Source organism: Streptosporangium vulgare, from assembly GCF_042428775.1.
Classification (GTDB): Bacteria; Actinomycetota; Actinomycetes; order Streptosporangiales; family Streptosporangiaceae; genus Streptosporangium; species Streptosporangium vulgare.
This window is the reverse complement of the sequence record NZ_JBHMBS010000005.1, coordinates 63,111-77,593: the sequence shown is the minus strand read 5'-3', so window position 1 is coordinate 77,593 and position 14,483 is coordinate 63,111. Positions and strand designations below refer to the sequence as shown.

The window sequence follows — 14,483 nt, the reverse complement described above, 5'->3', positions numbered from 1 at the left end:
CCCGGCGGGAGGCTTCTTCCATCGCGATCCCTTCGTCTTTCCCTCGCGATCCCTGAGATCTTCTCGTCCCCTCCCGGAGAATCGAGCTCCCCTTGACCGCCGTGATCCCCGGCCCGGCAGTGCGGCCGGCAGTGCTCCCGACAGTGCCTCCGACGGTGCCCCCGACAGACCTCTTGACGACGACTCCCGCCCGCCGCACGGCGCGCACGGCACCGGCGCCCGCCGGGCGTGACCCGTTCATCGACGTGCTCCGGGTGTTCGGCATGGTCCTGGTGGTGCTCCAGCACTGGAGCATCCCGCTGCTCTCCTTCGCCGACGGGCGGATCTCCACCGGCAACGCGCTGGCCACGGGGAACGCATGGATGATCACGTGGATCAGCCAGGTGATGCCGCTGGTGTTCTTCGCGGGCGGCGCGGCCAACGCGATCAGCCGGCGGAACGCGGCCCGGCGCGGTGACGCGACTCCCGCGTGGCTCGCCGCGCGCCTGCGCCGCCTGGCCTGGCCGGTCGTCCCGCTGGCGGCGGTGTGGCTGCCCCTCCCCCACCTGCTCCTCGCGCTCGGGGTGCCGGAGCAGCCGGTCCTGACCGCCTCGCGGCTGGCCGGGCAGCTGCTCTGGTTCCTGGCGATCTATCTCGTCGCGGTGGCGGCGACCACCCCGATGCTCAGGCTCAACATGGTGTACGGCTGGCGGGTGCCCGCCGCGCTGGCCGCGGGGGCCGTGGCGGTGGACGTCCTGCGCTTCACCAGCGGCCTCGACGTCGCCGGTCTCCCCAACATCGCGCTGGTCTGGCTGGCGGTGCACCAGCTCGGCTTCCTGTACGCCGACGGCAGGCTGGGCCGCCCCTGGGTCCTCGCCCTGGGCGGGTACGGCCTGGGCGCGGCGCTGGTGGCCTTCGGCCCCTACCCGCTCAGCATGATCGGGATGCCGGGGGCCGTCTCCAACATGGCGCCGCCCACGGTCGCGCTGCTCGCGGTCGGGGTGGGCCAGATCGGGCTGGCGCTCGCGCTGCGCCGGTGGATCGTCTCCTTCGCGGAATGGCCGGGGGTCTCGCGGGCGCTGGGCTGGGCCGGCGACCGGATGATGACCCTCTATCTGTGGCACATGAGCGCGCTGTTCGTCATCGTCTCGGTGGTCGTGGTGGGCCTGGGCATCTCCACCCCCGAGCCGGGCACCCCGGCCTGGCTGTCCGGCTGGCCGCACTGGCTGCTCATGCTCGCCCTGGCGATGTGGCCGCTGCTGCGGGGGTTCGCCCGGTTCGAGACGCCCCCCGCGTCCGGGCCGTACACCGGTGGGACGGTCAGGGTCCTGGTGGCCGCCGCGCTGGTGGGACTGGGCCTGCTCACGCTCACGGTGACCGGCTTCGTCCCGGGGATCGCGCCCCTGGCCGGGGCGGGCGCGATCGCGGCGGGCCTGGCGCTCACCCGCTCCTCCCGCTCCCCCCGCGGCACCTCGCCGGGCTCGCCGGGTATGCCCGTCTCGCGGCCGGGCGAGCGCGCCGGGGGGCTCCGCGTCTCGTCCGCCCGGTGACGGGTGGCCCGCTTCCTTCATGGCGTATATGGACAGCATGCTCATATACGTGTATATGTACATAGTGTACACAAACTCGAAGAGGGAGTATCGATCATGAGCACCGCACCGGCCCGCGTCGCCGTCGTCACCGGAGGCTCCCGAGGCATCGGCCGCCAGGTCGTGGAGCGGCTCGCCACCGAGGGCTACGCCGTCGTGGTCAACTACGCGAGCAACGAGGCCGAGGGGCAGGCCGCGGCCAAGGAGGCCACCGCGGCCGGAGGCAGGGGGCTCGCCGTACGGGCCGACGTCAGCGACCCCGACGCGGTCTCCGCGCTCTTCGACACGGCCGAGGAGACCTTCGGCGGCGTGGACGTCGTCGTCCACGCCGCCGGGATCATGGGCCCGCCCGTCCCGGTCGCCGACCTCGACTTCGAGGCACTGGACCGCATCCTGCGCGTCAACGTACGCGGCACCTTCGCCGTCGCCCAGCAGGCCGCCAGGAGGCTGCGCCGGGGCGGCGCCCTGATCACCTTCTCGACCTCGGTCATCGGGCTCGCCCTTCCCGGCTACGGCGCCTACGTGGCATCCAAGGGCGCCGTCGAGGGCCTCACGCTCATCCTCGCCCGCGAGCTGCGCGGCAGGGACGTCACCGTCAACACCGTCGCCCCCGGGCCCACCGCCACCGCGCTCTTCCTGGACGGCAAGGACGAGGAGACCGTCGCCAGGATGGCCGCCCAGCCGCCGCTCGAACGGCTGGGACAGCCCTCGGACATCGCCGAGGCCGTGGCGTTCCTCGCCGGCCCCGCCCGCTGGGTCAACGGGCAGGTGCTTCGCGTCAACGGCGGCATCATCTGATTTGATCAGCATTTATGCCGAAAAAAGCAGCTATAACTGCACAAAGTCACGCACTTTACCTGCAATGTAAGGTGATCCACGACCGCCTCCGGTCCGACCACCTCAAGTTCTTCGGCAGTATTGAACCGTGAGCCTCGTAGACCGCCTGCCAGAAGAGATCGACGCCGACCCCGACGCCATCTTCGACGCCTTCGTCGAATGGAACTCCGAGCGGGGACTGACCCTCTATCCGGCGCAGGAGGAGGCTCTCATCGAGGTGGTGTCGGGAAACAACCTGATCCTGGCCACCCCGACCGGCTCGGGCAAGAGCCTCGTCGCCGCCGGAGCCCATTTCACCGCGCTCACCAGGGACGTGCGCACCTTCTACACCGCGCCTATCAAGGCTCTGGTGTCGGAGAAGTTCTTCGACCTGTGCGCGGTGTTCGGCACCGAGAACGTCGGGATGATGACCGGCGACGCGAGCGTGAACCCCGGGGCGCCGATCATCTGCTGCACCGCGGAGATCCTCGCCAACGTCGCGCTGCGCGACGGCGCCGCGGCCGACATCGGCCAGGTGGTGATGGACGAGTTCCATTTCTACTCCGAGCCCGACCGCGGCTGGGCCTGGCAGGTGCCGCTCCTGGAGCTGCCGAACGTCCAGTTCATCCTGATGTCGGCGACCCTGGGAGACGTCACCAGGTTCGAGGAGGACCTCACCCGGCGCACCGGCAGGCCCACCGCGGTGGTGAAGAACGCCGAGCGGCCGGTCCCGCTGGTCTACTCCTACCGGCTCACTCCCCTCCACGAGACGCTGGAGGAGATGCTCACCACCAACCAGTACCCCGTCTACGTCGTCCACTTCACCCAGGCCTCGGCCATGGAGCGGGCGCAGGCGCTGATGAGCATCAACATGTCGACCAAGGCCGAGAAGGAGGCGATCGCCTCCATGATCGGCCACTTCCGGTTCACCACCCGGTTCGGCAAGGCCCTCTCCCGCCTGGTGCGGCACGGCATCGGCGTGCACCACGCCGGGATGCTCCCGAAGTACCGCCGCCTGGTGGAGCGCCTCGCCCAGGCGGGCCTGCTGAAGGTCATCTGCGGCACCGACACGCTCGGCGTCGGCGTCAACGTCCCGATCAGGACCGTGCTGTTCACCGCGCTGTCGAAGTACGACGGCAACAAGGTGCGGCGGCTGCGCGCCCGCGAGTTCCACCAGATCGCCGGACGGGCCGGCCGGGCCGGGTTCGACACCATCGGCTACGTCGTCTGCCAGGCCCCCGACCACGTCGTGGAGAACGAGAAGGCCCTCGCCAAGATCGGCGACGATCCCAAGCGGCGGCGCGGCTTCGCCCGCAAGAAGCCGCCGGAGGGCTTCGTCGGCTGGAGCGAGGAGACCTTCGAGAAGCTGCAGGCCGCCGAGCCGGAGCCGCTGAACTCCCGGTTCAAGGTCAGCAACGCCATGCTCCTCGCGGTGATCAACCGTCCCGGCGACTGCTACGCGGCGATGCGCCACCTGCTCACCGACAACCACGAGGACCGCAAGTGGCAGCGGCGGCACATCGGCCAGGCCATCGCGATCTACCGGTCGCTGCTGGCCGGAGGCGTGGTGGAGAAGCTGAGCGAGCCCGACGAGCACGGCCGGATGGCCCGCCTCACCGTCGACCTGCAGGAGGACTTCGCGCTGAACCAGGCGCTGTCCACCTTCGCGCTCGCCACCCTCGAACTCCTCGACATGGAGTCGCCCAACTACGCCCTGGACATGGTCTCGATCATCGAGTCCATCCTCGACGACCCCCGCCAGATCCTGTCGGCGCAGCTCAACAAGGCGCGCGGCGAGGCTGTGGCGCTGATGAAGGCCGACGGCATCGAGTACGAGGAGCGGATGGAGCTCCTCGCCGACGTCACCTACCCGATGCCGATGGCCGACATGCTGCTGGGCGCGTACGAGACCTACCGGCGCGGCCACCCCTGGGTGGGCGACTACACGGTCAGCCCCAAGAGCGTCGTCCGCGACATGTACGAGCGGGCGATGACCTTCGCCGACTACGTGCAGTTCTACGAGCTGACCCGCTCCGAGGGCACCGTGCTGCGCTATCTCGCCGACGCCTACCGCACCCTGTCGCGGACCATCCCCGAGCACCTCAAGACCGAGGACCTGGTCGACCTCATCGAGTGGCTCGGCGAGCTGGTCCGCCAGGTCGACTCCAGCCTCCTGGACGAGTGGGAGCAGCTGCAGAACCCGACCGGGGAGCTGGAGGCGCCCTCGCTGGAGGAGAGCACCAAGCCGGTCACCGCCAACACCCGCGCGTTCCGGGTGCTGGTCCGCAACGCGATGTTCCGCCTGATCGAGCTCGCCTCCCTGGAGAACGAGCAGGAGCTGGAGCAGCTCGCCCCCGACGTCGACTGGGGCGCCGCGCTCGACGCCTACTACGACGACCACGAGGAGATCGGCACCGGCCCGGACGCCCGGGGCCCCGGCCTGCTGCGCATCGAGGAGGAGAAGGAGTTCTGGCGGGTCCGCCAGGTCGTCTCCGACCCGGCGGGCGACGGCGACTGGGGCATCGACGCCCAGGTCGACCTCGCCGCCTCCGACGAGGAGGGCCGCGCGGTGGTCCACGTCATCGGCCTGAACCGCCTCTGACGACCCCGGGCCGCCACAGCCGCCGTCCTCTGGCGCGGAAATATCGGACGGGACCGGCAAGAATGGCGAGATGAGCGACGACGCGATCAGGCAGGTGCTGGGCCTGCTGTACCAGGAAGACACGTTGAAGGTGCTGGCCGCCCTGGTGCTGGGCGGCAAGCCCGAGGAGGAGTCCGGCCTCGACAGGGAGGCGGTCAGGCGCGCGCTGGACCGCCTGGAACGCGGCGGGCTCGCCGTACGGGAGGAGAGCGGCGAGTGGGGGGTGCGGCGCGAGCGCTTCCGTGAGCTGCTGCACGCCACGGCGAGGCCCGCCACCCCGGTCTCCCCCGAGGAGAGGGTGCTGCAGTCCTTCCTCGTCGAGGGACGGCTGCGGGCGATCCCCACCAAGCGCGACAAGCAGCTGGTCGTGCTCGACTACGTGGTCCAGGTCTTCGAGCCGGGGGTCCGCTACTCCGAGAAGGAGGTGAACGTCGCGCTGCGCGCCTTCCACGACGACCACGCGGCGCTGCGCCGCTACCTGGTCGACGAGGGCATGCTCAGCAGGGAGAACAACGTCTACTGGCGCAGCGGCGGCTCCGTCGAGGCCTGAGGGCGGGCGCGGACGGCGTCCGGAGACCGCGGCCCGAAGGCGGGCTGACGGCGTCCGGACACCGCGGCGAGCGTCTCTCCCCGGTCGGCGTACCTCAGGGAGCGCAGGTGACGCGGACGCGAGACCACGAGGTGTTGGCGTACCCCTTGGGATTCCACACGTCCCGGGCCGAGTCCGGCTGGGTGGCCCCGCAGCTGTCCCAGGCGCGGGCGGCGATCACGGTCTCGCCCTCCCCCAGTTCGGCGGTGGTGTGCCAGTGCCGCCACGCCCAGGGACCCGCCTGCTCGCCGAGGTCCGCCTGGATCCAGCTGTCGCCCCCGTCGAGGGAGACGTCGACGCGGGCGACGGTGCGGCCGTCCCCCGCGTAGGCGTAGCCGGTGATCCGCGTGAGCCCCGGCCGGAGGCGGTCGCCGTCGCCGGGGCTCAGGATCGCGGTGTTGAGGACGACGGGTCCCAGGGAGATGCCGTCACCGGGTCCCGCCTTGGCGGGGTCGGCCTCGGGGGGCAGCAGGCGGTAGGCGGTGGCCTGGAAGTAGTTGTCCGACGGTTCCTCCCGGGCGGTGACGCGCTGGAGCCACTTCACGCTGCGGGCGCCGATCCAGCCGGGGACGACGACGCGGAGCGGGGCGCCGTGGAGCGGTGACAGCGGCCGGTCGTTCATCGCCCAGGCCAGCAGGACGTCCCCGCCGACGGCCTTGGCCACCGGGATCGAGCCGCCGTAGGGCTGGGCCGGGTCGGCGAGCCGGGAGACGTCGGGGGCGGCGAAGGCGATGTGCGCGGCCTCGGGGAGCAACCCGGCGCGGGCGAGGACCCCGGCCAGGCCGACACCGCTCCAGCGGGCGGTGGAGGTCGCGCCGGGCCCCCAGGGATCCTCACCGGGAATGTCGCGCACCTCGACCAGGCCGGCACGGCGGTTGCCCGCGCACTGCAGGGTCGCCACCAGGCTGAGCTCGGGGAACCCCGAGCGCAGGTCCTCCAGGGAGAGCGTCAGCGGACGCTCGACCAGGCCGTCCACGGTGAGGCGCCAGGACCCCGGATCCAGGTCGGGGACGGGCCCGTGGTTGCGGCTGTAGAAGGTGTCGAGCGGGGTGATGATCTGATCGGCCAGGGCACCCGGCGGAGCCTCGGCGTTGTACGGATCGGTCCCGTGGACCACCATGTCATCTCTCTTGTCCCACGTGTTCACACGCTTCGGGATACCCGGGGAGGGGGACACGACACGGCCCCCGTCCGAGACGGAGGGCGAAGCTGGAGCTCCCGGACACCGCGTACGGCACACCGTGCGGCGCGGCGTGCGACGTCCGGAACGCCGCGCCGGGACACGCGAGGCCCGCCGCCCGGATCGGCCGTGCCGTCCCCGGCGGTCCGACTCCAGGCGGTCCGTCCCCCGGCACTCCGACTCCCAGTGGTCCGGCTCCCCGGGGCCCGGCGACCGGCGGGGCGCGAGGCCGTGGAGCACCCCCGGTCAGCCCGTGGTGCTTCTTCGCACCGCTCAGCCGTAGTACTTCCTCGCGCCGTCGTGCAGGGGCACCGGCTCGGTCTTCCGGGCGTTGTCACGGGTGACGTCCTTGGCCGCGGGGTGGACCTTCTCCAGGTCCGCCTTGCGGTCGAAGAGCAGCTTCGTCAGGCTCCCGGCCAGCGCGGGGTCCATCTTCTCGTTCACGACGAGCAGGTTGGGCACCGAGATCGTGGACACGTCGGCCGGGGTCTGGTAGACGTCCTTCGCGATCGTCCCCGCGGCGTAGACCGGGCCGTGCTCGGCCCGCATCGCGGGCAGCACCCCGTCCAGCGGGACGAAGGCGACCTCGTCCTTGAGCGAGGTGAGCAGGTCGGTGAGGCCCGGCGTGGGCAGGCCGCCCGACCAGACCAGGGCGTCGAGGTCGCCGTCCTTGACGGCCTGCACGCTCTCGGGCAGGCCCAGCGACTGGCGGGTGACGTCCTTGTCCGGGTCGAGACCGGCGGCCTTCAGCAGGCGCAGCGCGATCACTTCGGTGCCGGAGTTGGGCGAGCCGGTGGAGACCCGCTTGCCCTTGAGGTCGGCGACGGACCTCACCCCCGAACCCGCGGTGGCGACCACCTGGGTGTAGTTGTCGTACAGGCGGGCGAGGGCGCGGATCGGCTGGGGCGCGGTGAAGGCGCCCTTGCCCGCGACGGCGTCGGCGGCGGAGTCGGCGAGGGTGAAGGCGATGTCGGAGTCGCCCCTGACGACCCGCTGGATGTTCTCCACCGAGGCGCCGGTCGCCTCGGCCGTCGCCTGGTAACCGGGGAGGTTCTTGCCGATCTGGTCGGCCAGGCCCCCGCCGAGGACGTAGTAGACGCCGGTGGTGTTACCGGTGGCGATCGACAGCCGCTTGCCCGCGGCGGCGCTCTGGCCCTCGCCGCGCTCGGCCGACCGGTCTCCGCCGCACCCGGTGAGGAACAGGACCCCGGCCGCCAGCAGGACGGCCACGCGTTTGACGGTCATCGAACCACCTCTCGTTCGCGCATCACCAGATGGAGGGAGACGGCCACTATCAGGAGACCCGCCCCGACGAGGGCGGGCAGCGGCGACAGGAACAGCAGCAGCACCGCGGCCACCGCGCACAGCACCCGCTCGACGAGCCCGGCCGGGCCGACCAGCCGCCCGCCGGTGGCGGCGGCCAGCGCGGCGACCGCGAGCGCCGAGACCCCGGTGGCCGCCAGGATCTCCCCGATCGGCCCCTGGGCCAGCAGCCCGGCCCCGCCGGGGGTCAGCACGAAGGCGAACGGCACCAGGAACGCGGGCAGCGTGTACTTCCAGGTCGCCATCATGGTCCGGTAGGCGTTGCCTCCCGTGATGGCCGACGCCGCGAAGGCCGACAGCGCCGTGGGCGGGCTCACCTCCGACAGCACGGCGTAGTAGAAGATGAACATGTACGCCTCGGCCTGGCTGACGCCGAGGTCCGTCAGCGCGGGCCCGATGATCACCGCCGCGATGACGAACGACGCGGTCACCGGCACGGCGAGGCCGAGCACGAGCACCGCGACCGCGCACAGCAGCGCGGTGACGGCGAGGATCCCGCCCGAGGCTCCGACGATCAGCGAACTCGCCTTGAGGCCGAGACCGGTGAGGGTGACGACGGCGACGATGAGCCCGGCGGCGGCGCAGGTCGCCGCGACCGGCAGCACCCCGGTCGTCCCCGCGGCCAGGGCCCTCGCCGCCCTGCGCGGGGTGAGGGCGTGCTCCCTGTCGAGGAAGGAGAGCGCGACGGCCAGCAGCGTGGCGTACACCACGGCGCGGAACGGCGACTGGCCCAGCGCCATCAGGACGACGATCACGAAGAGCGAGCTGAAGTGGTAGCCGAACCGCCTGACCAGCGGCCAGAACCTCGGCGCGTCCACCTCCACGGCCCGCGTCCCGTACTTGCGGGCGTCGATCTCGATGGCGAGGAAGATGCCCAGGTAGTACAGGACCGTGGGGATGGTGGCGTAGAGCAGCACCGTGAGGTAGCCGACCCGCATGTACTCGGCGATGATGAACGCCGCCGCGCCGAGTGTGGGGGGCGACAGGATCGCCCCGATGCCCGCCGCGGCGAGCACTCCCCCGCCCTGCTCGGGCGGGTATCCGGCCCTGCGCAGGATCGGCCAGGCGACGCTGCCCACGCTCACCGTCGTCGCGACGCCCGAGCCGCTCACCGTGCCGAGCAGGAACCCGGCGAGGGTGACCGTACGGCCCGGCGCGGAGCGCGAGCGGCGGAACGCGGCCAGGGAGACGTCGACGAAGAACCTCCCCGCCCCGGAGTGGTCGAGGACCGCGCCGTAGACGGTGAACAGGATGATGTAGGTGGCCGCCACGTCGAGCGGCACCCCGTACACGCCGTCGGTGCCCATCACGAACGAGACGACGATCCGGTCGATGTCGTAGCCGCGGTGGCCGATGACCCAGTCGAAGGGCAGGTAGCCGCCGTAGTAGGCGTAGAGGGCGAACCCGACGCAGACCGCGGGCAGTATCCATCCGACGGTGCGGCGGCAGGCCTCCAGGACCAGCAGCACGATGACCGCCCCGGCCGCCACGTCGAGGGGCGTCGGCTCGAAGGCGCGCCGGATGAAGTCGTCGAAGACCGCCAGCGGGTAGAGGCAGGCGGCGAGCGCGAGCAGGGCCAGCGCCCAGTCCACGACGCCCGGCCGGTCGGTGCCCCGCCGCCCCGGCTTGTAGCAGACGAAGACGAGCGGCAGCACGACCGCGAGGAAGACCATCCGGTACGGGAGCACGGAGCCGGGCCGGAAGGCCCGGTACAGGACGTACAGCGACAGCCCGAGGGCGACCAGCGTGACGGCCCCGGCCACCCGGCCCGACAGCCGCCGGGCGGGCCGCTCCGCGTCGAACTCCGCGATCAGCTCGTCCGCCGACGCGGCGTCCGGCGTCGTGCCGCTCGCCGATCCCGCCGATGTGGTGCCTGTCAAACCGCCGTCTCCACGTGTGAGCCGCGACCTTTGACCGAACATTACATAGATCGCTGACGCCCGTCTGTCAGGACGCGGTCACATTCGCGTCACACCTGCCGTGCGGGCCGCACCGGGCCACACCGGGCCGTACGGAACACACGAAGAGGCATGAAGAGGCATGAAGAGAGCGAGATGTCCGGAATGAGGTATCGGAACCGGGGCGGACGGGAGCGAGCGCCGGGGGACAAGGACCCGGTCGGTCCGCCCCGGCACCACCGGCCGCCGGGGCCGTCAGCCGCCCGAGGTGTCGTTCTCGGCGTCCGCGCTGGGAACCGCGAGGTCGTAGGGGTCGTCCAGCCACCCGGCGGGCAGGTGGACGCGGTCGCGCGGGTTGGTCTTGCCCCGGGGGGTGTCGACGCCGTCGGGCCACGGCTGGGTGACGTCGAGCTCGGCGAGGCCCTCACGCAGACCGGCCAGGCTCTCCGCGGTGGCCAGGCGGCGGCGGAGCTCGGCGCCGACGGTGAAGCCCTTGAGGTACCAGCCGACGTGCTTGCGGAAGTCGACCACGGCGTGCCGCTCGCTCTCGAAGCACTCGGCCATCAGGGTGGCGTGCCGGTCCATGGTCGCGGCGACCTCGCCCAGCAGGGGGCGGCTGCGCTCGTCGCCGCCCTCGCACATGGCGGCCAGGTCCGCGAACAGCCACGGGCGCCCCAGGCAGCCCCGGCCCACGACGACCCCGTCGCACCCGGTCTCGTCCATCATGCGGCGCGCGTCGGCGGCGCTCCAGATGTCGCCGTTCCCCAGCACCGGGATCTCCGTCACGCTCTCCTTGAGCCGCGCGATCGCCTCCCAGTCGGCGGTGCCGCCGTAGTGCTGGATCGCGGTGCGGCCGTGCAGCGCGATCGCGGAGACGCCCTCCTCGACGGCGATCCGCCCGGCGTCCAGGTAGGTCAGGTGGTCGTCGTCGATGCCCTTGCGCATCTTCACGGTCACCGGGAGCGTCCCCGCGTTGCGCACGGCCTCGCGCAGGATCGCCCGGAACAGGTTCCGCTTGTACGGCAGCGCGGAGCCGCCGCCCTTGCGGGTGACCTTGGGCACCGGGCAGCCGAAGTTGAGGTCGACGTGGTCGGCCAGGTCCTCCTCGGCGATCATGCGGACGGCCCTGCCGACGGTCTCCGGGTCGATCCCGTACAGCTGGATGCTGCGCGGGCTCTCCTCGGGCTCGAAGCGGATCATCTTGAAGGTCTTGGGATTGCGCTCCACCAGCGCCCGCGTCGTGATCATCTCGCAGACGAACAACCCGCCGCCCTGCTCCCGGCAGAGGGTGCGGAACGGCGCGTTGGTGATCCCGGCCATCGGGGCGAGGACGACCGGCGGCCATACCTCCAGTGATCCCAGCTTCAACGACTCCACCTGGCTTTTCTACCGCACTGCGACGAGCAGGACGAATCATCGCTGGGTATGGTGTCCCTGGCGTAGATCAACGTGACACGGGAGGCCCCGGATGCTGCTGCGACTGCGGATCGCGCTGCCCGACCAGCCGGGTTCCCTGGGGAAGGTGACCCGTGTCCTCGGCGTCGCGGGCGCGGACATCACCCAGGTGGTCGTCCTCGACCGCGGCGAGGGCCGGGCGCTGGACGACATCACCGTCTACTGGCCCGACTCCGCTCCCAGGGAGAGCCTGGTCGAGGGGCTGGAGAGCGTCCCGGGGGTGACGATCGAGGGCATCTGGAGCACGCGCGAGGCGCCGGGGACCTACCCGGAGCTGGAGATCCTCAAATACATCACCACCGCGGGCGACCGCGCCCTCGCCACCCTGATCGACTCCATGCCGGTGCTGTTCAGCGCCGACTGGGCGGCGGCGGCGACCGAGAAGAGCCCTCGTACGATCGTCCACTCCAGCTGGCGTGCCCCCGAGCAGGTGCCCTTCCCCGACGAGACGCCCGTCCGCCCGGCGGCCTTCACCCTCGACTCCGGCCTGCACGTGATCGCCGCCCCGCTGCCGCCGCTCGCCCTCACCTTCCTGCTGGCCCGCGCCGACGGCCCCGCCTTCCACCGCATCGAGGTGCACCGCCTCACCCGCATCCTGGAGATCTTCCTCACCCTGCCCGCGGTGGAGCGCGTCGTCGCCCGCCAGCTGCGCCGCCCGCCCGAGCAGGACGGCTGAACGACCGCCCGGACGGGCCCGCCGCACGGGTGCCGGGCGGGCGGGATCGCGTTCCCGCGGGCGGGTTCGCCCGACGGCCACGGGTCCGGCGGCTGAACGCGCGGTTACGCAACCGCCGGGAAAACCCGCTAGAGTTCTCTCGTCGCCACCGGGTACGAAACCCGGGGGAAACACGCGGAAGTGGCTCAGTGGTAGAGCATCACCTTGCCAAGGTGAGGGTCGCGGGTTCGAATCCCGTCTTCCGCTCGAAGGGTCTTCGGGCTCTCACTCCGGTGGAGTGGCCGAGAGGCGAGGCAACGGCCTGCAAAGCCGTCTACACGGGTTCAAATCCCGTCTCCACCTCTGGTCTTTCCCCATGCGGACGATTAGCTCAGCGGGAGAGCACTTCCCTGACACGGAAGGGGTCACAGGTTCAATCCCTGTATCGTCCACCACAGTTTCCCCAGGTCAATGGCCTGGGGTTTGCTGTTTTCCGGGGTGGACGGAAGCGTGTCGAAAGGATCTGGGCACAGGTTCGGCCAGGAGTCCGAGGACGAGGCCGTGCGCACGGTCCTCGGCGGGCCGGCCGGTCACGTGTTCGGGATCGGCGAGCGCGGCTCGTCGGCCGTGCCACGAGCGGCCCCGCGCCCGGCCCCGGTCGCGGAGCCGATCTGACGGGAGCCGACCTCACCGACGCCGCACTCGACCAGGCCGACCTCACCGGCGCGCTGGCGCTGTCACCCGGTCCACCGTGATGCGGAAGACGGGGCTTCCCTGACGTACGGCTCCGTGGCGGGCAGCGTCACCGGGCGGGAGAGCGGCCCGGACCGCTCGGCCGATCGCGGGCCGGGCCTTTCGACCGGCGCGGGCCGGTCCGCTCACGCGGGCCGCTCAATCGGCCGCGGAGCGGACGACGGCGACGGCGCTGCCGGCGTGCAGCAGCACGGCCCGGCTCACCGAGCCAAGTATCGCCGAGCTGACGGCACCGCGGCCGTGGGAGCCCACCACGACCAGGTCGGCCTCGGCCGAGGCGCGGGTGAGGGCGTCCACCGGGTGCGCGCAGACGGTCTCCTGGACCACCTTCACCTGGGGGTGGCGCTCCTGCCGGCCGCGCAGCCTGTCGGTGGCGGCCTGCTGGTGGGCTTGGCCGACCTCGTCGAGATCGTAGGTGATCTCTGGCGCGTAGACGTGCACCGGGGCCTGCCAGGCGTGGATGGCGCGCAGGGTGGCGCCGCGCAGCGCGGCCTGCGCGAAGGCGTAGGCGAGGGCCGGCTCGCAGGCCGGGGAGTCGTCGATGCCGACGACGATCTGACCGTGATCGCTCTGCCACCCGGGCCGCACGACGACCACGGCGCCGTGCGCGTGCCCGGCGACGTGGGCGCTCACCGAGCCCATGACCGCTCCGGCGAAACCGCCCAGCCCCCGGGCGCCGACGACAAGCTCGTCGGCGTGCTCGGCCTGGGCGCGCAGCACCGACACCGCGGTGCCCTCGATCGACTCGGTGGTCACCTCGATGTCGGGCTGCCGCTTGCGCGCGACCTCCTCCGCCTCGGCCAGCACGCGCCGGGCGCCACGCTCCAGCACGTCGCCCATGGCCGGGTTGGGGAACCTGGAGATCTGGTACGGCCAGCGATCGACCGCGTAGACGATGCGCAGCGGCCGGTCGGCGCGGGCGGCGTCGTCGGCGGCCCATTCCACGGCGGCGGTCCCGGCGGCCGAACCGTCGGTCCCCACGACGATCACGTGAGTCATGATTCCTCCTTGTTTTCCTCCATCACACGCCACGCCCGCGAGCTGCCGAAGAGCCATAGGTCCCGAGTTCCCGGGGCCTTGGGGCACCGGCGTCACGCGCACGACGGCCGGGGAGCAGGCGGCGTGTGCGCATGCGCAGCGGTGCCCTGGGCCAGGCGCATGCCAGCGGTGCCCTGAGTCAGGCACAGGGGCGCCCGGCCGCTGACGCGGTACTCGCAGGTGCCGCAGGTCAGCCCAGCCAGGGCACGGCCACGCGCTCGCCGAGGGCGCGCTCGGTGACCCTCGCGCCCAGCCGCTCGACACGGCTCACTCCCTCGTGGCCGGAGGGGGGAGGGGCACGACCGGCTTGACCGGCCGGTCGCCACTGGCGGTGCGGATGCCGGTACGGCACAGGCCGCCGGCCTCGACACGGATGAGGACCTGGCCGGGTCGGGCGACGGGGACGGGTACCTTCCGCGGGTGCAACGGCTGGTCTAAAACGGTGACACGGGCGGCTCGCACGGTGTTCCTCCGGAGTGCGGACGGGTCGCGCGAGGACGCGCGACCGGGTATCCGCGGGAGAGGGAAACGCGTCGTCGCCCGCCCCTGCGCGGGCGGGCGACGGCG

General features: G+C 72.0%; 12 protein-coding genes and 3 tRNA genes. 10 read left to right on the top strand and 5 right to left on the bottom strand.

The genetic code is table 11. The annotated features are described in order from the left end of the window. The first annotated feature begins 155 nt into the window (after positions 1-155). The 4 genes from ACFFRH_RS12425 (at position 156) to ACFFRH_RS12410 (ending at position 5,575) form a co-directional block, all read left to right on the top strand. The gene (locus tag ACFFRH_RS12425) at positions 156-1,529 is read left to right on the top strand and encodes an acyltransferase family protein (RefSeq protein WP_386156305.1); all 1,374 of its coding nucleotides are present in this window, start codon (positions 156-158) and stop codon (positions 1,527-1,529) included. Positions 1,530-1,625: 96 nt separating this feature from the next. Next, positions 1,626-2,366 carry an SDR family oxidoreductase gene (locus tag ACFFRH_RS12420; RefSeq protein WP_386156303.1) on the top strand — a complete coding sequence of 247 codons (741 nt, stop codon included), beginning with the start codon at positions 1,626-1,628 and terminating at the stop codon, positions 2,364-2,366. 127 nt (positions 2,367-2,493) lie between these two features. Beyond that, positions 2,494-4,986 (top strand): DEAD/DEAH box helicase, encoded by a 2,493-nt coding sequence (locus ACFFRH_RS12415; RefSeq protein ID WP_386156301.1) that lies wholly within the window; start codon positions 2,494-2,496, stop codon positions 4,984-4,986. 70 nt (positions 4,987-5,056) lie between these two features. After that, positions 5,057-5,575: a DUF2087 domain-containing protein gene (locus ACFFRH_RS12410; RefSeq protein WP_386156299.1), complete on the top strand. Its 519-nt coding sequence runs from the start codon at positions 5,057-5,059 to the stop codon at positions 5,573-5,575. 94 nt (positions 5,576-5,669) lie between these two features. On the opposite strand, the gene ACFFRH_RS12405 is transcribed toward ACFFRH_RS12410, so the two are convergent. From ACFFRH_RS12405 to dusB, 4 genes are all read right to left on the bottom strand, one after another. Then, on the bottom strand, positions 5,670-6,761 hold the full coding sequence (locus tag ACFFRH_RS12405; RefSeq protein WP_386156297.1) for a sulfite oxidase: 1,092 nt from the start codon (positions 6,759-6,761) through the stop codon (positions 5,670-5,672). 306 nt (positions 6,762-7,067) lie between these two features. Next, a complete protein-coding gene (locus tag ACFFRH_RS12400) occupies positions 7,068-8,039 on the bottom strand; it encodes a TAXI family TRAP transporter solute-binding subunit (RefSeq protein WP_386156295.1) in 972 nt (323 codons plus the stop codon). Continuing rightward, positions 8,036-9,997, bottom strand: coding sequence for a TRAP transporter permease (locus ACFFRH_RS12395; RefSeq protein ID WP_386156293.1), 1,962 nt, complete (start codon positions 9,995-9,997; stop codon positions 8,036-8,038). Before ACFFRH_RS12395 ends, ACFFRH_RS12400 begins: the two co-directional genes overlap by 4 nt. 273 nt (positions 9,998-10,270) lie before the next feature. After that, on the bottom strand, positions 10,271-11,392 hold the full coding sequence (gene dusB, locus ACFFRH_RS12390; protein WP_386156291.1) for a tRNA dihydrouridine synthase DusB: 1,122 nt from the start codon (positions 11,390-11,392) through the stop codon (positions 10,271-10,273). Between the two features lie 91 nt (positions 11,393-11,483). Here dusB and ACFFRH_RS12385 point away from each other — a divergent pair, with 91 nt between their 5' ends. The 6 genes from ACFFRH_RS12385 to ACFFRH_RS12360 all read left to right on the top strand — a co-directional run bounded on the left by ACFFRH_RS12385 (position 11,484) and on the right by ACFFRH_RS12360 (position 12,880). Further along, complete coding sequence (locus ACFFRH_RS12385; protein ID WP_386156289.1) at positions 11,484-12,146, top strand: ACT domain-containing protein; 663 nt, start codon at positions 11,484-11,486, stop codon at positions 12,144-12,146. Between the two features lie 174 nt (positions 12,147-12,320). Continuing rightward, positions 12,321-12,392 (top strand) — tRNA-Gly (locus ACFFRH_RS12380). A 25-nt stretch (positions 12,393-12,417) separates the two neighbouring features. Next, a tRNA-Cys gene (locus ACFFRH_RS12375) sits at positions 12,418-12,488 on the top strand. 17 nt (positions 12,489-12,505) lie between these two features. Further along, positions 12,506-12,580 (top strand) — tRNA-Val (locus tag ACFFRH_RS12370). A gap of 55 nt (positions 12,581-12,635) precedes the next feature. Continuing rightward, entirely contained in the window at positions 12,636-12,800 is a 165-nt protein-coding gene (locus ACFFRH_RS12365) for a hypothetical protein (protein ID WP_386156287.1), read from the top strand. After that, a complete protein-coding gene (locus ACFFRH_RS12360) occupies positions 12,797-12,880 on the top strand; it encodes a pentapeptide repeat-containing protein (RefSeq protein WP_386156803.1) in 84 nt (27 codons plus the stop codon). Before ACFFRH_RS12365 ends, ACFFRH_RS12360 begins: the two co-directional genes overlap by 4 nt. Before the next feature lie 136 nt (positions 12,881-13,016). On the opposite strand, the gene ACFFRH_RS12355 is transcribed toward ACFFRH_RS12360, so the two are convergent. After that, entirely contained in the window at positions 13,017-13,877 is an 861-nt protein-coding gene (locus ACFFRH_RS12355) for a universal stress protein (protein WP_386156285.1), read from the bottom strand. Positions 13,878-14,483 lie beyond the last annotated feature (606 nt).